Source organism: Streptomyces sp. NPDC051452, assembly GCF_044454765.1.
Lineage (GTDB): Bacteria > Actinomycetota > Actinomycetes > Streptomycetales > Streptomycetaceae > Streptomyces.
The window spans coordinates 36,113-55,393 of the sequence record NZ_JBITEB010000005.1; the positions used below are offsets into that span (position 1 = coordinate 36,113).

The following is a 19,281-nucleotide window of genomic DNA, read 5'->3' on the forward strand; positions in this document are numbered from 1 at the left end:
CGATCAGCTCCAGCTGTGGCCGCAGGCCGTGCACACGTAGGAGATTCCGCCGTTGTCGCCGAGGACTTGGGCCACGCGCGCGGAACCGCAGGAAGGGCAGCTGAGGCGGGTGGCCGAGTCCCGTATCAACGCCGCACCGAGGAGGTGGCCGCCCTCCTCGAGGATGCTCGCAGGCATCGCTACTCCCTCCCGTCGGGCCACGCCCCCTTCCGGCCGTTTGATTCTGCCACGGCCGGAGCAATACGGTCAGCGACGCCTCAGTACCAGTCCGACAACACCGCCGCAGGGGTATACGACCGCGGGGCCCGAGCGACTCAAGCCGGTCCGGGACCAGTGTGCCCGGCCGAACGACGACCGACAGGCCCGTACGCAGAAGATCCCGCCCCTACCGAGAGGGACGGGATCTTCATCACCGATCGTCGAACACTCCTCAGAGTGTCGATCAGTGGAGCTAAGGAGAATTGAACTCCTGACCTCCTGCATGCCATGCAGGCGCTCTACCAACTGAGCTATAGCCCCTGGTGTTCTTCCCGCTCGGCGGGGCGAACAAGAAGAACTTTAGCCTGTGACCTGCCGGAAAGTGAAATCCGGGGTCCGGGGGCCGCGGGACGCTCAGTCGTCGTCGCCGAGGACGGGCTCCGGGAGGGTTCCCGCGTTGTGCTCGAGCAGGCGCCAGCCGCGGGCGCCCTCGCCCAGCACGGACCAGCAGCAGTTGGAGAGGCCGCCGAGACTCTCCCAGTGCCGGGGCTCCAGGTCGAGGAGCCGGCCGATGGTGGTGCGGATGGTGCCGCCGTGGCTGACGACGACGAGGGTGCCGTCCGCGGGCAGCTTCTCGACGTGCCGCAGCACGACGGGCGCGGCGCGGTCGGCGACCTCGGTCTCCAGTTCGCCGCCGCCGCGGCGGACCGGCTCGCCGCGCTTCCAGGCGGTGTACTCCTCGCCGTGGCGGGCGATGATCTCGTCGTGCGTCAGGCCCTGCCAGACGCCCGCGTAGGTCTCGCGCAGCCCTTCCTCACGGGTGACCTCGAGACCTGTGAGGGCGGCCAGTTCGGCGGCCGTGTCCGCGGCCCGCCGCAGATCGGAGGAGACGATCGCGTCGGGGTGCAGGGAGGCCAGCAGCCGGGCGGCGCGGCGGGCCTGGCCCACGCCGGTCTCGGTCAGCTCGACGTCCGTGCTGCCCTGGAAGCGGCGCTCGACGTTCCAGGGGGTCTGGCCGTGCCGCCACAGGATGACGCGACGGCCCCGGGCCGTGCGGTCGGTCACCTCCGCTGTGGCGCTCATCACCACTCCCCGTCCGGCTCCTGGTCGGCCTCGGCGGCCTGCAGCTTGGCGTGCTCCTCGGCCTTGCCGCGGGTGGCCTCGGCCTCGGCGGGCAGCTCCAGCCGGGGGCAGTCCTTCCACAGCCGCTCCAGGGCGTAGAAGACACGCTCCTCGCTGTGCTGGACGTGCACGACGATGTCGACGTAGTCGAGCAGGATCCAACGGGATTCGCGGTCGCCTTCACGGCGGACCGGCTTGGCGCCCAGTTCCTTCTGCAGGCGCTCCTCGATCTCGTCGACGATGGCCCTGACCTGGCGGTCGTTCGGCGCGGAGGCCAGCAGGAAGGCGTCCGTGATCGACAGCACGTCGCTGACGTCGTAGGCGATGACGTCGTGGGCGAGCTTGTCGGCCGCTGCCTGGGCGGCGGTGTGGATGAGCTCAAGGGAACGATCGGTGGCGGTCACTACATGGCTTTCCGTCGGCGGTCACTGGACCTCAAGGGTCTCACGCCCGCCCGGGCCGCCCCACCGTGAGCACCGGCTCGCGGTGGGGCGGCCCGGCCGTCGTCAGGAGGCGGGCTTGTAGTCGGTGCCGAGGACGATGGAGACGTCGGCGCCGGAGGTGACGCTTCCCTTGGCCACGGAGCCGGCCGGCAGGCCCAGGGTCTTGGCCACCTCGGAGGCGTCGGCCCGGTGGGAGGCGCCCGAGTAGACCACCTTCGAGGTGGCCTGGGTGCCGGCGGCGGTGCCGCCCTCCAGGAAGGTGAAGCCGCCGTTCAGGAGTGCCACCCGGGCCTTGGCGGCGTCGTCCTTCACACCGGTCGCGTTCTGGACGGAGACCCGGACCGCGGAGCCGGCGTCGGGACTCTTGGCGGTGCCGCCGAGGATGTCCTTGACGACACTGTCGCCGGTCTTCGCGCTCACCGTGCCGTCGCCCCCCACGGGCAGCAGGGCGGTCTTGTAGTCGCCGCTCTTGGCCAGCTCGGCGAGCTTGGCGAGGAAGGCACCGAGGTCCTTGTCGGTGAGAGACGGGTCCAGGATCTGCGCGAGCGTCTGGACGGTGGTGGTGGCCGACGACGCCTCGGAGGGCATCTTGCGCAGGACCTGCTGCATGACCTGGCCGAAGCGCCGCAGCTGGGGGGTCTCGGACTCGCCGGTGGCGCGGTAGGTGGCGTAGGCGATGGCCATCTTGCCGCTGAGGGTCTGGGCGGCGCCCTTGTGCACGAGCGGCGCGGCGCCCTTCTTCTTCGTGCCCGGGTCGGGCACGTCGGTGTCGGTGTCGACCTCGATGCCGCCGACCAGGTCGACGAGGTTCTGCAGGTAGGGGGTGTCGAGGCGCCAGGTCCCCTGGATGTCGGTGCCGAGGACGGTGTCGATCTGGTCGCGGGTACCGGAGGAACCGTCGCCGTCGACCGACTTGGCGAGGGTGGTGGTGGAGCCGTCGTCGCCGGTCAGGGCGAGCGCGTTGGGCAGCAGGACGGTGGTGCCCTGCCGGGTGGTGGTGTTGTCGACCAGCAGGGCCGTGGAGGTGCCGCCCTTGCCGGTGTTGTGCAGATGGACGACGATCACGTCGCGTTTCTGGGCGGCGACGGGTGTGGTCGTGCCGCTCTTGCCGCCTGAGGAGGACAGACCGGGCAGCTTTCCGGCGTACCAGAGGTAGCCGACGCCGCCGACGACGACGAGAGCGAGGACGACGAGGAGGGCGACGATCCGGCTGCGGGCGCGGCGGCGGGCCTCCTCGCGGCGCTCGGTGCGGTTCTCGGTGAACTTCAGCCAGTCGATGACGTCCTCGGAGTCGCCGTCCGGCTCCTCGACGAACGCGAACTGCTCGGTGCCGTAGTCCTGTTCGCCGGCGCCCTGGTCCGCGAGCCGCCCGGACGTCCGCGGGGCGTGCGCGTCCCGCGCCGGGCCGGTCTGCTGGGGATCGGCCTGCTGGGGTCCGGTCTGCTGCGGAATGTAGGCGGTCTGCTCGGCGACCCTGGGCTGCTGTCCGCTGCTCGCGGCCTGCCCGTAGGGGTCGTGGGGGGCGGCCCCGTGGGCGCCGGTGCCGTAGGGGTCGTACGGGACCTGGTTGCCGTAGGGGTCGTAGGCGGGCGCCTGGGGGGCGGAGCCGTACGAGGACACCGGTGGCTGCCGGCCGGTGTGGCCGCCGGCGTACGGGTCGTGGCCGTAGCCGCCCTGCTGCTGGGCGTACGGGTCGTAGGCCGCCTGCGGGGTCTGCTGGACGTGGGCCTGCCGGTACACGGGCCGGCCGTACTCGTCGTAGCCGACGAGTTCGTACGGGCCGTCCCCGTAGCTGGCGTCCCCCGCGTCGTATCGGTCGTTCACCGGTGCCCCTCTCGGCTCACTCGCCGCGGTACAGCTCGCGCTTGTCGATGTAGCGCACGACTCCGTCCGGCACCATGTACCAGATGGGGTCCCCCTTGGCGACTCTCGCACGGCAGTCCGTGGAGGAGATGGCCAGCGCCGGCACCTCGACGAGCGAGACGCCGCCTTCCGGGAGCCCCGGGTCGGCCAGATGGTGGCCCGGGCGGGTGACGCCGATGAAGTGGGCGAGGGAGAACAGCTCCTCCGAGTCCCGCCAGGTGAGGATCTGGCCGAGCGCGTCCGCGCCGGTGATGAAGAACAGGTCGGTGTCGGGGTTGAGGGCGCGCAGGTCCCGCAGGGTGTCCACGGTGTAGGTGGGACCACCGCGGTCGAGGTCGATGCGGCTCACGGAGAACTGCGGGTTCTCGGCGGTCGCGATGACCGTCATCAGGTAGCGGTCCTCGGGCGGGGAGACCGCGCGGTGGGACTTCTGCCAGGGCTGGCCGGTGGGCACGAACACCACCTCGTCCAGCTGGAACCGCGCGGCGACCTCGCTGGCCGCCACGAGGTGCCCGTGGTGGATCGGGTCGAAGGTTCCGCCCATGACGCCCAGACGCCGCTTGCCCGTGTGGACGGGTCCGTTGCCCGGCCGGTGCCGCGGGTGCTGCACCGGGTCGTCGGCGCTCGCGTACGCCCGACCGGTAGGCATGTCCTGCTCTCCCATGCGTGCAGACCCTACCGGCCCGGCGTCGGGCGTCCGGCCGGGGACCGGCTCGCCCCTCAGCGGTCGCGGTTGAAGCGGGTGGTGATCCACAGCAGCAGGAGCAGGACGATGAAGGCGCCTCCGCCGGTGAGGGCCGGGTTCAGGCTGTTGTGGTTTCCGCCGTGCTCTTCGCCTTCGGCGGCAAGGGTGACCAACTGGGCTGCTGCGAGGTGGAGGCTCATCTTCGGCAGGACCTATCGCGTGTGGGCGGGATAAAGATGTCGGCTCATCGTATGCGGGCGGTTCCACGGCGATCACGCCGACTCCGCCGTTGGTGGCGGCCGTCGGCGGCGCAGCCACGGGCGGTGGCGGGCCCGCGATCGCGGTCCGCGGCGTCCGGTTGTGCGGCGGCGGGGAACTTTCGCCGCCGGTCAGTCGTCCTTCCGCCTGTAGCCACGCAGCAGGAACCAGGCGGTCAGCACACAGCCGATGGCCATCACGACGAGGACGACACGGAGCAGGTTCCCCGTCCCGTGCTGCTGGACGGCGCTCGCGGCGGCCTCGGTCAGCCAGGTGGCTGCGGGGTGCTGCTCCATGACATGGACTCCTTCGGCTGTACTGCCCGTCCACGGTATCTCCGCCTAGGCTGGGCCCCGCTTCGGGGGCACCGGACTCTGAGACGCATTTGGGGGAAACATGTCCGACGACGGCCACGAGCGAGCGGGGCACGAGCAGGCGGGGCACGAGTGGGTGCCCGGCAGGCAGCGCAGGCGCTTCCCGGGGATCTCCTCGCGCGCCTACGAGCATCCCGCCGACCGGTCGGCCCTGGTCGCGCTGCGCAAGCTGAGCGGGTTCGACACCGTCTTCAAGGCGCTCAGCGGGCTGCTGCCGGAGCGCAGTCTGAGGCTGCTGTTCCTGTCCGACTCGGTGCGGGTCTCCGAGCGGCAGTTCTCGCATCTGCACACCATGCTGCTGGACGCCTGTTACATCCTGGACCTGGAGAAGGTCCCGCCGATGTACGTCACCCAGGATCCGCAGCCGAACGCGATGTGCATCGGCCTGGACGAGCCGATCATCGTGGTGACGACCGGGCTCGTCGAGCTGCTGGACGAGGAGGAGATGCGGGCGGTCGTCGGGCACGAGGTGGGGCACGCCCTGTCGGGGCACTCGGTGTACCGCACGATCCTGCTGTTCCTGACGACCCTCGCGCTGAAGGTCGCCTGGATCCCGCTGGGCAACCTGGCGGTCATGGCGCTCGTCACGGCGCTCAGGGAGTGGTTCCGCAAGTCGGAGCTGTCCGCCGACCGGGCGGGGCTGCTGGTGGGCCAGGACGTACGGGCCTCGATGCGGGGCCTGATGAAGATCGCGGGCGGCAACCATCTGCACGAGATGAACGTGGACGCCTTCCTGGAACAGGCCGAGGAGTACGACTCCGGGGGCGATCTGCGCGACTCGGTGCTGAAGATCCTCAACGTGCTGCCTCGCTCGCACCCGTTCACCACCGTGCGGGCCGCCGAGCTGAAGAAGTGGGCCGAGTCCCGGGACTTCCAGCGGATCATGGACGGCCACTATCCGCGGCGCGACGAGGACGGGGACACCTCCGTCGGTGATGCCTTCCGTGAGTCGGCGGCCAGCTATGCCGGCGATGTGAAGACGTCCAAGGACCCGCTGATGAAGCTGGTCAGTGATCTGGCGGGCGGTGCCGGTGACCTGGGTGGCCGGGTCCGGCGCGGTTTCGACGGCTTCCGCAGCCCGCCGTCCTCGCCCGAGGGTCCCGCGGACGCCCCGCGCGAGGGCGGCGGCTGAGGACCGGTTCGCGCGCCGCTCAGGTCTTCGGCTGGGCGGCGCCGGCCAGGGTGCCGCACAGGGCCGGGGTGCTGTCCGTCTCGTAGGGGTCAGTGCCCGCGGGGCCGCCGGCCGTGGCCTTCTGCCCGGCCAGGAGGGGGCGGAGGTAGGCGCTGGAGTCGGCGGCGCAGGACAGGGGGCCCGCCTGGACCGAGGACGTGACGAGCTGGACCTGGCGGGTGCGCAGATCGTCCTGGTCGAAGCGGAAGGTCACCTCGCGGCGGACCGTGAAGAGGGACACGGGAGCGCCGGCGGCGGAGCCGGCGGGGCGCAGGGCGTAGACGAAGGTGTGGTCGGCGGCGATCTCCAGGGTGGCCGCGTCCCTCTCGGCGACCCGCAGGCTGCCCTGGACACGGATCCGGTGGTCGGCCAGCCGGGCCCGGGAGGGGTCGAAGCGGACCAGCCAGCCGGTGGGGGCGTGCCGGCCGTCCGCCGCGGGGTGGGCGAGGCTCTGGTCGAACTGGTCGAGCTGGTCCGGGTCGAGGATGGCCCGGGCCGGAGCGACCGCGCGGCCGGTCAGCACCTCGGGGTAGAGCGAGGAGCGGACGACGTAGTCCTTGACCGTGGTGAGCGCCGTGACGACCTGGCTGTCGGAGAAGTGGGCGGTGCGGTAGGAGGCCGGGAGCGGAATGCCCTCGGCGCCGATCTCGAAGTGGGCCGCCGGGCTGTGCGCGAACAGGTTCTCGGCGTCGGCTGCGCCGGGTACCTCGCCCTGCGGGACGAGCGGGACGATCGTCATCCGCAGGGGCTCCACGGGCCGCCGGGCGGACGGGGAGGTGTAGGAGTGGCGCAGGCCCATGTAGACCGCGGTGCCGAAGGCGATGGCGATGAGCACGGCGAGGATCAGCAGCTGCCGGGCGAGTCCGCGGTGCAGGGGCGGGCGACGGCGTACGGCGAGGGCGTGATCGGCCATCCGCTCGTCCGCCGAGTACTCCTGGAGGCGGGCAGCGCGGACGAACGACTCGTCGAAGACGACGGATCGGTACTCGTCCTCGGCACCGCCGGGGCCGCCCTCGGGTGTCCCCTCCGGTGGGTCTCCAGGCCCGCCCATACTTTCAGGGTAGGTCTCGCGAGGCCTGGGTAAACCCTGCCGTCCGACAAGTTCTGACAGGTTCTCACCCCGGTTTCCGCCCCGGCGGGCGGGCGCTCAGGGGGTGTCCGGGACGGCCGAGACGGCCGGGCGGCGATGTTCGACGGAGACGGAGGGGACGGCCCCGCTGCCCTGTTCCCGGCCGGTCGAGGCGGGGGCGGGCACCCGGTCGCGCTGGCCCGAGGAGGCTCCGCGGTAGACCGCGGCGAAGGCCAGGGCGACCATGCCTATGCCCATCACCACGGCGAGCACCCAGGCCACGGGGCGATGCCAGCGGATCTGTTTGCCGTAGACGCCGAAGGGGCCGTGGTGGTCGCCGAGGACATAGGCGTCATCCGGTTCGGCGTCGTCGCGATCTTGGCCGAATGCGTCGCCGTCGGGGCCGTAGACGTCGTCGTGGCGGTCGCCTCTGGTGCGGGCGCGGCGGGCTTCCGCCTCCGCGGCCTCGGCTCTGGCCTGGGCGGCGGCCAGGAGGCGTTCGACGGCGGACGGCTCATGGACGGTGGCCGCCCGGACGAAGGCCTCGTCGAAGACCACGGCGGCGAACTCTTCGTCCGACACCCCGCGGTCCTGGTCGTCGTCGGGGTCCCAGCCGTCGGAAAACGGCGTGCCCCCCACGTCCTCCGGCACTCTTCCAGAGTAGACCTGGGGGGTCGGTTTGGGCAGGCGACCGGGAAATCCGTCCGCCTGCCGAGACGTGTTTCGGCCGCGCCGAACAGGCGGCGGCGCGGCCGCGGGGGTGGATCTCAGCGGCGGACGTGTCCGTCGCCGGTGACGATGTACTTCGTGCTGGTCAGCTCGGGCAGGCCCATGGGTCCGCGGGCGTGCAGCTTCTGGGTGGAGATGCCGATCTCGGCGCCGAAGCCGAACTGGCCGCCGTCGGTGAAGCGGGTGGAGGCGTTGACGGCGACGGTGGTGGAGTCGACCAGCTGGGTGAAGCGGCGGGCGGCCTGCTGGGAGGTGGTGACGATCGCCTCGGTGTGGCCGGAGGTCCACAGCCGGATGTGCTCGACGGCCTTGTCGAGGGAGTCGACGACCGCGGCCGCGATGTCGTGGGAGAGGTACTCGGTCTCCCAGTCCTCGGGGGTGGCCTCGACCACGGTGGCCCGGGAGTCCTTGGCGTGGGCCAGGACGCGCTCGTCGGCGTGGACGGTGACGCCGGCCTCGGCGAGGGCGTCCAGGGCCCGGGGCAGGAACTCGGCGGCGATGTCCTGGTGGACGAGGAGGGTCTCGGCGGCGTTGCAGACGCTGACCCGCTGGGCCTTGGAGTTGATCAGGATCTCGACGGCCGTGTCGATGTCGGCCTGGGCGTCGACGTAGACATGGCAGTTGCCGGTGCCGGTCTCGATGACGGGGACGACGGACTCGTTCACGACCGTGCGGATCAGGGAGGCGCCGCCGCGCGGGATGAGGACGTCGACCAGGCCCCGGGCGCGCATCAGCTCGCGCACGGACTCGCGGCTCTCACCGGGCACGAGTTGGACGGCGTCGGCAGGCAGCCCGGCGCCGCCGACGGCGTCCCTGATCACCCGGACGAGAGCGGTGTTGGACTCGTAGGCGGAGGCCGATCCGCGCAGCAGGACGGCGTTGCCGGACTTCAGGCAGAGCGCGGCGGCGTCGACCGTGACGTTCGGGCGGGCCTCGTAGATGATGCCGACGACACCGAGCGGGACGCGGACCTGGCGCAGGTCGATGCCGTTGGGGAGGGTGGAGCCGCGGACGACCTCGCCGACCGGGTCGGGCAGCTTGGCGACGTCGCGGACGTCCGAGGCGATGGCGCGGACCCGCTCGGGGGTGAGGGTGAGCCGGTCGACGATGGCCTCGCTGGTGCCGTTCTCCCGGGCCTTGGCCACGTCCTTGGCGTTGGCCTCGACGATCTCGCTCGTCCTGACCTCCAGGGCGTCGGCGACGGCGAGCAGCGCGTCGTCCTTGACGGCGCGCGGGAGCGGCGCGAGGTCGGCGGCCGCGGCCTTGGCCCGGTAGGCGGCCTGGGTGACCGGAGACATCGAGTCGTAGGGCGAGAGCGTGGTCATACACGCAGGGTAGTGCGCCCGGAGACGGGGCGCGGCAGGCGTCCCGCGACCCGAGACGGCGTGCCGGCGGGCCTCGCTCGCACCGGACCGGGCTGCCCGGAGGGGTCAGAAGGGGTGGACGCCGACGGGGGTGGCGGGGGCCGGGCCGTAGCCCTCGGCGATGCGCTGGTGGTAGGTCTCCCGGTCGATGACCTCCAGGCCGACGATCTCCCACGCCGGCAGCCCGGCGCTCTGCCGGTGTTCGCCCCACAGGCGCAGGGCCACGGCGGCGGCGTCGTGCAGGTCGCGGGCCTCTTCCCAGTAGCGGATCTCCGCGTGGTCGCCCGCGTATCTGCTGGTCAGCAGGAAGGGGTGGTCGTGGGCGAGCTGTTCCAGGGCGCGCCGCAGCTCCGGCAGGGGGACCTTGGCACCGGAGACGCTGAGGGTGACGTGCCACAGCCGGGGCAGGTCCGCGGGTTCCTCGTAGGTGTCCCCGGCGGCGACACTCGTCAGAGCCCCGCGGGACGTCGCCCCAGGGCGCACTCGTCTCACGACGGCCTCCTTCACGCACGGCTCACACGGCCCCTTGACGGAACGTGTCCTTTCAACATGTCCCGAAGACACAGTTGAGCAGGCCCCAGGGCTCCGCGTGGTGGTTTTACGGAACGTCCCCCACCGGGGGCGGTCCGCCCGTCCGCCTTTACGCGCGGTTTCGCGAGGCCTACGCGTGCAGGAGGGCCAGGTCGTCCCGGTGTACGACCTCGCGTTCGTAGGCGGGGCCCAGCTCGCGTGCCAGCTCGTGGGTCGAACGCCCGATCAGCCGGGGGATCTCCTTGGCGTCGAAGTTGACGAGTCCCCGGGCCACCGCGCGCCCCGTCGCGTCCCGCAGTTCCACCGGGTCGCCGGCGCTGAACTCGCCTTCCACGGCGGCGATTCCGGCGGGCAGCAGGGACTTGCGCCGCCGCACGACCGCGTCCACCGCGCCGTCGTCGAGGGTGAGCGCGCCCTGCGGGGTGGAGGCGTGCTGGAGCCACAGGAGACGGTCGGCGGAACGTTTGCCGGTGGGGTGGAAGTAGGTGCCGGTGTCGCCGCCGGCGAGCGCCTCGGCGGCGTGGACGGCGCTGGTCAGCACCACCGGGACACCGGCGGCGGCCGCGATCCGGGCGGCCTCGACCTTGGTCACCATGCCGCCGGTGCCCACGCCGGCCTTGCCCGCGCTGCCGATCTCGACGCCGGCGAGGTCCTGCGGTCCGCGCACCTCCGCTATCCGGGCGGTGCCGGGCTTGCCGGGGTCGCCGTCGTAGACGCCGTCGATGTCGGAGAGCAGGACCAGCAGGTCGGCGTGGACGAGATGGGCGACGAGGGCGGCGAGGCGGTCGTTGTCGCCGAAGCGGATCTCGTCCGTGGCGACGGTGTCGTTCTCGTTGACGATGGGGAAGGCGCCCATCGCCAGCAGTTTGTCCAGGGTGCGGGAGGCGTTGCGGTGGTGGGCGCGGCGGCTCATGTCGTCGCTGGTCAGCAGCACCTGGCCGACGCGGACGCCGTAGCGGGCGAAGGAGGCGGCGTAGCGGGCCACGAGCAGTCCCTGTCCGACGCTGGCGGCGGCCTGCTGTCGGGCGAGGTCCTTGGGGCGGCGGCGCAGGCCCAGCGGGGCGAGACCGGCGGCGATGGCACCGGAGGAGACGAGGACGACCTCCCTGTCCGCCTTGCCGCGACTCTTGGCGAGGACGTCGACGAGCGCGTCGACACGGTCGGCGTCGAGGCCGCCGGCGGCGGTGGTGAGCGAGGAGGACCCCACCTTGACGACGATCCTGCGGGCCTCGACCACGGCCTGCCTTGCGCTTGCCACTGCGGTCCCTTTCGCGAACGTCCTGCCACGACGGGCTGTCCGATGCGCAATCTACGCGACGGGACGCCGTCCGTGCTCGTCGGTCCGCTTCGCGGACGGGGGCGGGCCGGGCGGAACGGTGGCGGGCGGGGAGGCTCCGGGCGGGGCGGCCGGACCGTCGCGGGCGGGGACCTGCGGGGCGGAATCGAGTCATCTTCCGCGCCGCGGTACCGGTCTGATCCCGTGACAGGCCGGTACCTGCTCGTTACACGCGGTCTGCGACCATGGGCGCCATGTGGAGCATAGGTTCGATACGGGTGGTCGTCGGGGCGATCTGCGGCGCTTTGTCGGTGATGTCCCTTACGGGGTGCGGCGGTTCGGGCCACAAGGGTGCCGCCGCGCACGGTGGCCCGGACGACACCCGGCCGCACGAGACGGCCCTGAAGCGGGTGCCGGGCATCGGCGACCGACTGTGGAAGCGGGTGCCGGCCGACTCCCGTCAGGTCGTCGCCGTGTACGGGGCGGGCAGGAACTCCCCCGACTCCACCGTGACGCTCTTCACCCGGCACGGCTCCCTCTGGAAGCAGGAGCGCTCCTGGTCGGCGCACAACGGACGCAAGGGCTGGACGGCGGATCACCACGAGGGCGATCTGCGCAGCCCGGTGGGGGTCTTCACGCTGAGCGACGCGGGCGGTGTGCTCGCCGCGCCCGGCGTGAAGCTGCCGTACTCCCGGTCGGCCGCCTTCCAGGCCCCCCGGTACTGGAAGAAGCCGTACTGGCACGACTTCGACTACGTCGTCGCCATCGACTACAACCGCGTCAAGGGCACTCCGCCCAACGACCCCACCCGGCCGCGGGGGCAGGCCAAGGGCGGCGGCATCTGGCTGCACATGGACCACGGCAGCGGCACGTCGGCGTGTGTCAGCCAGTCCAAGTCGGCGATGGAGTACCTGCTGCGCACCCTCGATCCCGCACTCCACCCCGTCGTGGTGATGGGCGACAGGGCGGAGCTGAAGGCCTGACGGGTCCGCGCCGCCGGCCCGGAGCCCGGGCGGGGTGACGGACCGCCGGGCGCCGGAGCGCGCCGGCGCTCCGGGCGTCGCTCAGGCGTGCCGGTGGCGCCAGCCCTGCCAGGCGGACTCGACCATGTCGTCCAGGCCGAGGCGGGCGGTCCAGCCCAGTTCCGCGCGGATGCGGTCCGCCGACGCGACCACCCGTGCCGGGTCCCCGGGGCGGCGGGCGGCCACCTCGGGCGCCAGGTGCTCGTGACCGGTCACCTTCAGGATGCGGTCCACCATCTCGCGGACCGAGCTGCCTTCGCCGCGGCCGATGTTGAGGACGAGCGAGGTGCCCTCCGGGGCCTCGCGCAGACGCGCCGCGGCCGCCTGGTGAGCGGAGGCGATGTCCTGGACGTGAATGTAGTCACGTACGCAGGTGCCGTCCGGCGTGGTGTAGTCGTCGCCGAAGATCCGGGGCGCCTCGCCGGCCTCCAGCCGCTCGAACACCATGGGGACGAGGTTGAAGACACCCGCGTCGGACAGCTCCGGGGCGGCGGCTCCGGCCACGTTGAAGTAGCGCAGGGACACCGCGCGGATCCCGTGGGCCTTGGCGGCGGCGTCGATCAGCCACTCGCCGACGAGCTTCGTCTCGCCGTAGGGGCTCATCGGGGCGCAGGGGGTGTCCTCGGTCACGAGGTCGACGTCCGGCATGCCGTAGACGGCGGCGGAGGAGGAGAAGACGATCCGGCCGACGCCGGTGGCCGTCATCGCCTCCAGCAGGGTCCCCAGACCGGTGACGTTCTCGCGGTAGTAGTGGAGCGGGCGCTCGACCGACTCCCCCACCTGCTTCTTGGCTGCGATGTGCACCACACCCGTTACGGCATGGTCACGAATCGTCCGCTCCAGGAGGTCCTGGTCCAGCACGCTGCCCACCACCAGCGGGACGTCCCCGGGGACCCGGTCGGCGCTGCCGGTGGACAGGTCGTCGTACACGACGACGCGCTCGCCGCTCCCTGTCATGGCGCGCACCACATGCGCTCCGATGTATCCGGCGCCGCCCGTGACCAGCCAGCTCATTCCCGTGCCTCCTCGGTCTACGTCAGTGGAGAGCAGACTCGTCCATGGACTGCGGAAAATCGAGTCGGACAATCAGGGGCATTTGGGGCAGAGATCTTCAAGTGCGCCGATAGCGGCGGAAGTTATCGTGCCGACGCTGATGGAACAATGTCCCGAACAGGTAGAGGTATGGTCTCTGCGACTGTCCCGTGACCCGATCACCCGGCTACCTTGCTCACGGAAACTTCAAGTGAATCCCTTACGCTGATGCGACGGCGTGCTCATGCCCGTCGGCGGGCGGAGCGTGCTCTGGCCTCGGCCCACGCTCTCGTGATCAGTCTCGGAACAGGTTGTAAGGATGCCCAGACTCTCTCTCGTCATCCCTGTCTACAAGGTGCAGGGCTACCTCGCCGAGTGCCTGGACTCGGTGCTCGGGCAGGACTACACGGACTTCGAGGTCATCGCGGTCGACGACTGCTCGCCGGACGCCTCCGGTGCCATTCTGGACGAGTACGCGGCACGCGACACTCGAATGCACGTGATTCACCTCACCGAGAACGTGGGGCTGGGCCGCGCACGCAACGCGGGCATGGAGCGGGTCCAGGGCGACTACGTGCTGTTCCTGGACAGTGACGACACCCTCACCGACGGCGCGCTGCGGGCGATATCCGAGCGGCTGGAAGCCGCCGGGGACCCCGAGATACTCGTCTACGACTACGCGCGCAGCTACTGGGACGGCCGGGTCCGCCCCAACCAGCGCGCCGAACTCCTCCAGCCCGACGGCCCGGAGACGTTCCCGCTCGCCGAGCGGCCGCAGCTGCTGAGCCTGTTGCAGATCGTCTGGAACAAGGCCTACCGCCGGGACTTCGTCACTCGCCACGGCCTCACCTTCCCGCCCGGCTACTACGAGGACGCCCCCTGGACGTTCTGCTCGATGATCAGCGCCGAGCGCATCGCGGTGCTGAACCGGGTCTGTGTGATGTACCGCCAGCGCCGCGAGGGCGGCAACATCCTCAAGACGGTCAGCCGTAAGCACTTCGACGTCTTCGACCAGTACCGCCGGGTCTTCGACTACCTCGACGCCCACCCCGAACTCGCCCAGTGGCGCGGCCCGTTGTTCCGTAAGATGGCCGACCACTTCCTGACCGTCCTGGAGCGGCCCGACCGCCTGCCGGCGAACGCCCGGGCGGAGTTCTTCCACCGCGCCTCCGCCGACTACCGCGCCCGGCTCCCGCGGGACTTCCAGCGGCCGGGCGGTGGCCGCGGCCACAAGTACGCGATGCTGGAGAAGGACGCGTACACCGCCATGGCCGGTGCCACCGCCGCGGTGAAGCTGCGCAACGCGGTCCGCACCCGCACCCGCACCGCCGTCAACCGCTCCAAGCGCAGCGCGATGGGCGTCTTCTACCAGTCGCAGCTGCGGCTGCCCCTGGACGAGAACCTGGCGCTCTTCTCCGCCTACTGGAGCCGCAGCGTCTCCTGCAACCCGGCGGCCATCGACGCCGAACTCGCCCGTCTCGCCCCGCACATCCGCCGGGTCTGGGCCGTCCGGCCGGAGGCGGTGGACCGGGTGCCCAAGGGCGTGGCGTACGTCCGGGTCGGCTCCAAGGAGTACTGGGCCGCGCTCGCCCGCGCCAAGTACCTGGTCAACAACGTGAACTTCGCCGACAGCGTGGTCAAGCGCGAGGGCCAGGTCCATCTGCAGACCCACCACGGCACCCCGCTGAAGACCATGGGTCTCGACCAGCGCAAGTACCCCGCCTCCACCGACATGGACTTCGACAAGCTGCTGGAGCGCTGCGACCGCTGGGACTTCAGCGTCAGCTCCAACCGCTTCTCCACCGCCGTCTGGGAGCGGGTCTACCCGTGCTCCTACGAGTCGCTGGAGACCGGCTACCCGCGCAACGACGTCCTCGTCAACGCCGGCGCGCAGGACGTGCGCGAGGCCCGCGCGGCGCTGGGGCTCGCCGAGGGGACCAAGGCGTTCCTGTACATGCCCACGCACCGCGAGTACCAGCCCGGCTTCGTGCCGAGCCTCGACCTCGCCCGGCTCGCCGACGAGCTGGGGCCCGACGTGACCCTGCTGGTGCGCGGCCACTACTTCTACGGCGGCTCCTCCTCCCACGTGGCCGAGCTGCGCCGCAGCGGGCGGATCGTCGACGTGTCGGGGCACACCCGGGTCGAGGAGCTGTACCTCGCGGCGGACGCGCTGATCACGGACTACTCCTCCGCGATGTTCGACTACGCCGTGCTGGACCGGCCGGTCGTCGTCTACGCGCCCGACTGGGACATCTACTCGGCCGTGCGCGGCACCTACTTCAACCTGCTCCAGGAGTCGCCGGGCGCGGTGGCCACCACGCAGGCCGAACTGATCCGGCTGCTCGGATCGGACGAGTACGACGGAGCGGAAGCGGCCGCGCGCCGCGACGCCTTCCGCCGTCGGTTCTGCGAGTTCGACGACGGACGGGCCGCCGAACGCGTGGTCCGGCGCGTCTTCCTCGGCGAGACGCAGCCGTTGCCCTTCGTGCCCTTCGCCGAGCGTACCCACGCACCGGCCCCCGCCCAGGCGCTCGCAGCCGTCGAGCGGGCCTGACCCTGAGAAGGAGATCGACAAGCATGGCCCCTCGGCTCAGTGTGATCGTCCCCATGTACGACGTCGAGCACTATCTGCCGGCCTGTCTCGACTCGCTGGCGGCGCAGACGTTCGAGGACTTCGAGGTCCTGATGGTGGACGACGGCTCGCCCGACGGCTCGGCGGCGATAGCCGAGTCCTACGCGGAGCGCGACCCGCGCTTCCGGCTGATCCGCAAGGAGAACGGTGGTCTGGGGGCCGCTCGTAACACGGGCATCGCCCATATGTCCGCCGAGGCCGAGTTCCTGACGTTCGTCGACAGCGACGACCTCATCCCGCCGGACGCCTACCGTCTGATGGTCGCCAGCCTCGACGAGACCGGCTCCGACTTCGCCACCGGCAACGTCTTCCACCTCAAGGGCGAGAAGACCTGGCAGGTCCCGCTGATGCGGATGCTCGCGGGCGAGGCACGCCAGCGCACCCACATAGCCGAGTACGCCAAGCTCGTGGCCGACCGGATCGCCTGCAACAAGGTGTTCCGCCGGACATTCTGGGAGAAGCACGGCTTCGCCTTCCCCGAGGGCCGCCTGTACGAGGACACGCCCGTCACCATGCGGGCCCACTACCTCGCCGACGCCGTCGACGTGATCTCCGAGCCCTCCTACTACTGGCGGCTGCGCGAGGGCGAGTCCGCCCCTTCGATCACGCAGCGCCGTACCGACCCGGCCGGTGTGCGCGACCGCGTCACCTCCGTGCTGGAGATCAGCGACTTCCTGGGCAAGCAGCCCGGCGAGACCTTCGCCCGGCTCAAGCAGGAGTACGACACCCGGGTCCTCATGGACGACCTGCGGCTCTTCCTCAACGTGGTGCCCGACGGCGACGAGGAGTACCGCGCCGAGTTCCTGCGGTCGGCCAACCGCTTCATGGACCACATCGACGCCAAGGTCGTCATGGCGCTGCCCACCCATCTGCGGGTGCAGTGGCTGCTGGTCCGCAAGCACCAGCTCGACGAGCTGATCACGCTGCTGGCCTCGCAGCGCCGCAAGGAGGCCATCGAGGTCAGCGGCCTGGTCCGCAAGTACGCCTCCTTCCCGGCCCTGGCCGACGCCGACCTGGACTTCCCGCGCAAGGCGCTGCGCATCGACCAGGACCTGCGCATGCGGGCTCCGCTGCAGGACGTCAGCTGGTCCGACGGCAAGCTGGTGCTGGCCGGGCACGCCTGGATCGACAAGATCGACCTGCCCTCGAAGCGCTCGTCGGTCAAGGTCCTGCAGCTGCGCAAGGACAAGTCCCGCCGCCGCATCGTCCTGCCCACCCGGAACGCGCAGTGCCCCGAGCGCACCACCGACTCCGGCCAGGACCGGTACAACTACGACTGGGCCGGCTGGGAGGTCACCCTCGACCCGGCGAAGCTGCGCAAGGGCGGCGAGTGGCAGGAGGGCCTGTGGCATGTGGGCCTCGGCCTGTACGCCTCCGGTCTGGTGCGCCGTGCCGCCGTGCAGTCCAGCGGCGGCGCCGCCTGCAACTTCCCGGCCTACCGCTGGCTGAGCCCCGACTTCCGGCTGCTGCCCTCGGTCGAGCGCGGCGCGCTCAAGCTGCGCGTCGAGAAGGTGCGCGCGCTGGTCACCGGCTGGACGCTGGAGGGCGACCAGCTGCGGGTGACCGGTGACATCCGGGTGCCCCTGGCGGCCGGTGAGCGCGTGACGCTGCGGCTGAAGAACCAGAAGGGCGCCGAGGTCCACGACTACCCGGTCGAGGTCACCGAGGACGGCGGCGCCCGCCGGTTCTCGGCCCAGGTCCCGGTGGCCGATGTGGCGCTGCTGTTCCACGAGGGTGTCGACGCCCTGGCCCAGCCGGAGAAGCGCGTCTGGTCCACCGTGCTGATCGCCACCGACCCGGCGGGCACCGAGCGCCAGTTCAGCACGGTGCTGCGGGAAGGCCTGCCCGACGGGCGGTTCGACCTGCCCGCCTCGCTGGGCGAGCACGCCGAGCTGTGCGAACTGGCCGTGATCGGCGGCCACAACGGCTATCTGAAGCTGGCGGGGCGCACCCGGCGGGCGGTGATCGACCAGGTCGCCCTGAAGGACGGCCGGATCACCATCACCGCGCGCACCGACGCCCGGCTCACCGGCTCCCGGCTGCTGCTCAAGCCCCGGGCGCGCTTCGAGGAGCGCTTCGTCGAGCCGCGCTGGTCCGAGGACGGCCGCTTCGAGGTCGACTTCGACCCCTCCACGCTCGGCGGCAACGGCGACGTGCCGCTGCGCGCGGGCCGTTGGAACCTCTACCTGCGGCCGGCCGACGGTGAGAGCGCCGACGTGCCGTTCGTCACCGACCGTCTCGCCGCGGACCAGTTCCCGCTCCGTGCCGAGCTGGGCGGCCGCCGCTACTGGCTGGAGAACCGCTGGGCCGACTTCCCCCAGCTGAACTGCCGTTCCGAGCTCGACGACCTCGAGCGCGGCCCGTACCGGCAGCGCCAGCTGCGCGAGGCGGTCCACGCCCCCCTGCGCCGGGAGCCGCTGAAGGACCAGGTCTTCTACCTCAGCTACAACGGCAAGCAGTTCTCCGACAGCCCCCGGGCGATGTACGAGGAGCTGGTGGCCCGGGGCACGCCGCTCAAGCACCTGTGGGCCGTGCGCGACGGCCAGGTCGTCCTGCCCGAAGGTGTGGAGCGGGTCCGCATGTGGGGCCGCGAGTGGTACGAGGCGCTGGCGTCCAGCCGCTACATCGTCACCAACGGCCACCTGCCGGACTGGATCGAGCGGCGCCCGGGCCAGGTCATCGTCCAGACCTGGCACGGCACGATGCTGAAGAAGATCGGCCACGACATCGACACGCTGCACTTCGACCGCCGCTACCAGGAGAAGCTGGCGCTGGAGGCGAAGCAGTGGAGCATGGTCGTCTCCTCCAACCGGTTCAGCACGCCGATCCTGAAGCGTGCCTTCTCCTACGACGGGGAGATCCTGGAGGCGGGCTACCCCCGCAACGACTACCTGTACTCGCCGGAGAAGGACGCCATCGCCGAGCGGGTGAAGAAGCAGCTCGGTCTGCCGGAGGGCAAGAAGGTCGTGCTCTACGCGCCGACCTGGCGGGACGACCAGGCGCACAGCCAGGGCCAGTACCTGTTCGATCTGCGGATCGACATCGAGAACGCGCAGCGCCGGCTCGGTGACGACCATGTGCTGCTCATCCGCCGCCACTCCAACGTCGTGGACGCGGTGCCCGGCGCCGGCAACGGCTTCGTGTGGGACGTGTCGGAGTACCCGGACATCGCCGAGCTGTACCTGGCGGCCGACATCATGATCACGGACTACTCGTCGGTCATGTTCGACTACGCCCACCTCAAGCGGCCGATGCTGTTCTTCACCTACGACCTGGAGCACTACCGGGACACCCTGCGCGGCTTCTACTTCGACTTCGAGCAGGACTCCCCCGGTCCGCTGGTCTTCACCTCCAAGGAACTGGTCGACGCCATCCGGGACATCGACACGGTGTCCACCGAGTACCAGGAGCGCTTCGACCGCTTCCACCACCTGTTCTGCGACCTGGACGACGGCCACGCCTCGGCGCGCGTGGTGGACCGGATGATGGAGCAGGCCAAGGAGCTCTGAGCG

17 protein-coding genes and 1 tRNA gene are annotated in these 19,281 nt (G+C 71.1%); 4 read left to right on the forward strand and 14 right to left on the reverse strand.

What is annotated here, in order from left to right:
• Nucleotides 1-3: 3 nt before the first annotated feature.
• The 8 genes from ACIBA9_RS15120 to ACIBA9_RS15155 form a co-directional block, all read right to left on the reverse strand.
• Entirely contained in the window at nt 4-177 is a 174-nt protein-coding gene (locus ACIBA9_RS15120) for a hypothetical protein (RefSeq protein ID WP_399363059.1), read from the reverse strand.
• A 269-nt stretch (nt 178-446) separates the two neighbouring features.
• Nucleotides 447-519 (reverse strand) — tRNA-Ala (locus ACIBA9_RS15125).
• A 93-nt stretch (nt 520-612) separates the two neighbouring features.
• A complete protein-coding gene (locus ACIBA9_RS15130; protein ID WP_399363061.1) occupies nt 613-1,281 on the reverse strand; it encodes a histidine phosphatase family protein in 669 nt (222 codons plus the stop codon).
• Nucleotides 1,281-1,724, reverse strand: a complete 444-nt coding sequence (gene rsfS / locus ACIBA9_RS15135; RefSeq protein WP_362156652.1) for a ribosome silencing factor — start codon at nt 1,722-1,724, stop codon at nt 1,281-1,283. The genes ACIBA9_RS15130 and rsfS overlap by 1 nt, the downstream gene beginning before the upstream one ends.
• A 102-nt stretch (nt 1,725-1,826) precedes the next feature.
• Nucleotides 1,827-3,587: a LytR C-terminal domain-containing protein gene (locus ACIBA9_RS15140; RefSeq protein WP_399363063.1), complete on the reverse strand. Its 1,761-nt coding sequence runs from the start codon at nt 3,585-3,587 to the stop codon at nt 1,827-1,829.
• Nucleotides 3,588-3,603: 16 nt separating this feature from the next.
• Nucleotides 3,604-4,290 (reverse strand): nicotinate-nucleotide adenylyltransferase, encoded by a 687-nt coding sequence (gene nadD / locus ACIBA9_RS15145; RefSeq protein ID WP_399363065.1) that lies wholly within the window; start codon nt 4,288-4,290, stop codon nt 3,604-3,606.
• A 56-nt stretch (nt 4,291-4,346) separates the two neighbouring features.
• A complete protein-coding gene (locus tag ACIBA9_RS15150) occupies nt 4,347-4,511 on the reverse strand; it encodes a hypothetical protein (protein ID WP_362156646.1) in 165 nt (54 codons plus the stop codon).
• A 189-nt stretch (nt 4,512-4,700) separates the two neighbouring features.
• Nucleotides 4,701-4,865 (reverse strand): hypothetical protein, encoded by a 165-nt coding sequence (locus ACIBA9_RS15155; RefSeq protein WP_362156645.1) that lies wholly within the window; start codon nt 4,863-4,865, stop codon nt 4,701-4,703.
• A gap of 100 nt (nt 4,866-4,965) precedes the next feature.
• On the opposite strand from ACIBA9_RS15155, the gene ACIBA9_RS15160 reads away from it, so the two are divergent.
• A complete protein-coding gene (locus tag ACIBA9_RS15160; protein ID WP_399363068.1) occupies nt 4,966-6,075 on the forward strand; it encodes a M48 family metallopeptidase in 1,110 nt (369 codons plus the stop codon).
• Between the two features lie 19 nt (nt 6,076-6,094).
• Here the strand turns inward: ACIBA9_RS15160 and ACIBA9_RS15165 are convergent, their stop codons facing one another.
• From ACIBA9_RS15165 to proB, 5 genes are all read right to left on the reverse strand, one after another.
• Nucleotides 6,095-7,165 (reverse strand): hypothetical protein, encoded by a 1,071-nt coding sequence (locus tag ACIBA9_RS15165; protein WP_399363070.1) that lies wholly within the window; start codon nt 7,163-7,165, stop codon nt 6,095-6,097.
• 96 nt (nt 7,166-7,261) lie between these two features.
• A complete protein-coding gene (locus ACIBA9_RS15170; protein ID WP_399363072.1) occupies nt 7,262-7,834 on the reverse strand; it encodes a hypothetical protein in 573 nt (190 codons plus the stop codon).
• Nucleotides 7,835-7,950: 116 nt separating this feature from the next.
• Nucleotides 7,951-9,237, reverse strand: a complete 1,287-nt coding sequence (locus tag ACIBA9_RS15175; protein ID WP_399363074.1) for a glutamate-5-semialdehyde dehydrogenase — start codon at nt 9,235-9,237, stop codon at nt 7,951-7,953.
• A gap of 105 nt (nt 9,238-9,342) precedes the next feature.
• On the reverse strand, nt 9,343-9,768 hold the full coding sequence (locus tag ACIBA9_RS15180; protein WP_399363076.1) for a hypothetical protein: 426 nt from the start codon (nt 9,766-9,768) through the stop codon (nt 9,343-9,345).
• Between the two features lie 169 nt (nt 9,769-9,937).
• Nucleotides 9,938-11,044 carry a glutamate 5-kinase gene (gene proB / locus ACIBA9_RS15185; protein WP_362156939.1) on the reverse strand — a complete coding sequence of 369 codons (1,107 nt, stop codon included), beginning with the start codon at nt 11,042-11,044 and terminating at the stop codon, nt 9,938-9,940.
• Nucleotides 11,045-11,337: 293 nt separating this feature from the next.
• Between proB and ACIBA9_RS15190 the strand changes: the two genes are divergently transcribed.
• Nucleotides 11,338-12,066, forward strand: coding sequence for a hypothetical protein (locus tag ACIBA9_RS15190; RefSeq protein ID WP_399363078.1), 729 nt, complete (start codon nt 11,338-11,340; stop codon nt 12,064-12,066).
• An 81-nt stretch (nt 12,067-12,147) separates the two neighbouring features.
• Here the strand turns inward: ACIBA9_RS15190 and galE are convergent, their stop codons facing one another.
• Nucleotides 12,148-13,119 (reverse strand): UDP-glucose 4-epimerase GalE, encoded by a 972-nt coding sequence (gene galE, locus ACIBA9_RS15195; RefSeq protein WP_362156628.1) that lies wholly within the window; start codon nt 13,117-13,119, stop codon nt 12,148-12,150.
• 337 nt (nt 13,120-13,456) lie between these two features.
• Here galE and ACIBA9_RS15200 point away from each other — a divergent pair, with 337 nt between their 5' ends.
• On the forward strand, nt 13,457-15,691 hold the full coding sequence (locus tag ACIBA9_RS15200; RefSeq protein ID WP_399363080.1) for a CDP-glycerol glycerophosphotransferase family protein: 2,235 nt from the start codon (nt 13,457-13,459) through the stop codon (nt 15,689-15,691).
• Between the two features lie 23 nt (nt 15,692-15,714).
• The gene (locus tag ACIBA9_RS15205) at nt 15,715-19,278 is read left to right on the forward strand and encodes a CDP-glycerol glycerophosphotransferase family protein (RefSeq protein ID WP_399363082.1); all 3,564 of its coding nucleotides are present in this window, start codon (nt 15,715-15,717) and stop codon (nt 19,276-19,278) included.
• Nucleotides 19,279-19,281 lie beyond the last annotated feature (3 nt).

What these genes read in the sequence shown, in the direction of transcription:
- nadD (WP_399363065.1), bottom strand. Translation starts at nt 4,290, where the DNA reads ATGGGAGAGCAGGACATGCCTACCGGTCGGGCGTACGCGAGCGCCGAC.
- ACIBA9_RS15120 (WP_399363059.1), bottom strand. Translation starts at nt 177, where the DNA reads ATGCCTGCGAGCATCCTCGAGGAGGGCGGCCACCTCCTCGGTGCGGCG.
- ACIBA9_RS15155 (WP_362156645.1), bottom strand. Translation starts at nt 4,865, where the DNA reads ATGGAGCAGCACCCCGCAGCCACCTGGCTGACCGAGGCCGCCGCGAGC.
- galE (WP_362156628.1), bottom strand. Translation starts at nt 13,119, where the DNA reads ATGAGCTGGCTGGTCACGGGCGGCGCCGGATACATCGGAGCGCATGTG.
- ACIBA9_RS15200 (WP_399363080.1), top strand. Translation starts at nt 13,457, where the DNA reads ATGCCCAGACTCTCTCTCGTCATCCCTGTCTACAAGGTGCAGGGCTAC.
- ACIBA9_RS15205 (WP_399363082.1), top strand. Translation starts at nt 15,715, where the DNA reads ATGGCCCCTCGGCTCAGTGTGATCGTCCCCATGTACGACGTCGAGCAC.
- ACIBA9_RS15190 (WP_399363078.1), top strand. Translation starts at nt 11,338, where the DNA reads ATGTGGAGCATAGGTTCGATACGGGTGGTCGTCGGGGCGATCTGCGGC.
- ACIBA9_RS15150 (WP_362156646.1), bottom strand. Translation starts at nt 4,511, where the DNA reads ATGAGCCTCCACCTCGCAGCAGCCCAGTTGGTCACCCTTGCCGCCGAA.
- ACIBA9_RS15160 (WP_399363068.1), top strand. Translation starts at nt 4,966, where the DNA reads ATGTCCGACGACGGCCACGAGCGAGCGGGGCACGAGCAGGCGGGGCAC.
- ACIBA9_RS15130 (WP_399363061.1), bottom strand. Translation starts at nt 1,281, where the DNA reads ATGAGCGCCACAGCGGAGGTGACCGACCGCACGGCCCGGGGCCGTCGC.
- ACIBA9_RS15165 (WP_399363070.1), bottom strand. Translation starts at nt 7,165, where the DNA reads ATGGGCGGGCCTGGAGACCCACCGGAGGGGACACCCGAGGGCGGCCCC.
- ACIBA9_RS15175 (WP_399363074.1), bottom strand. Translation starts at nt 9,237, where the DNA reads ATGACCACGCTCTCGCCCTACGACTCGATGTCTCCGGTCACCCAGGCC.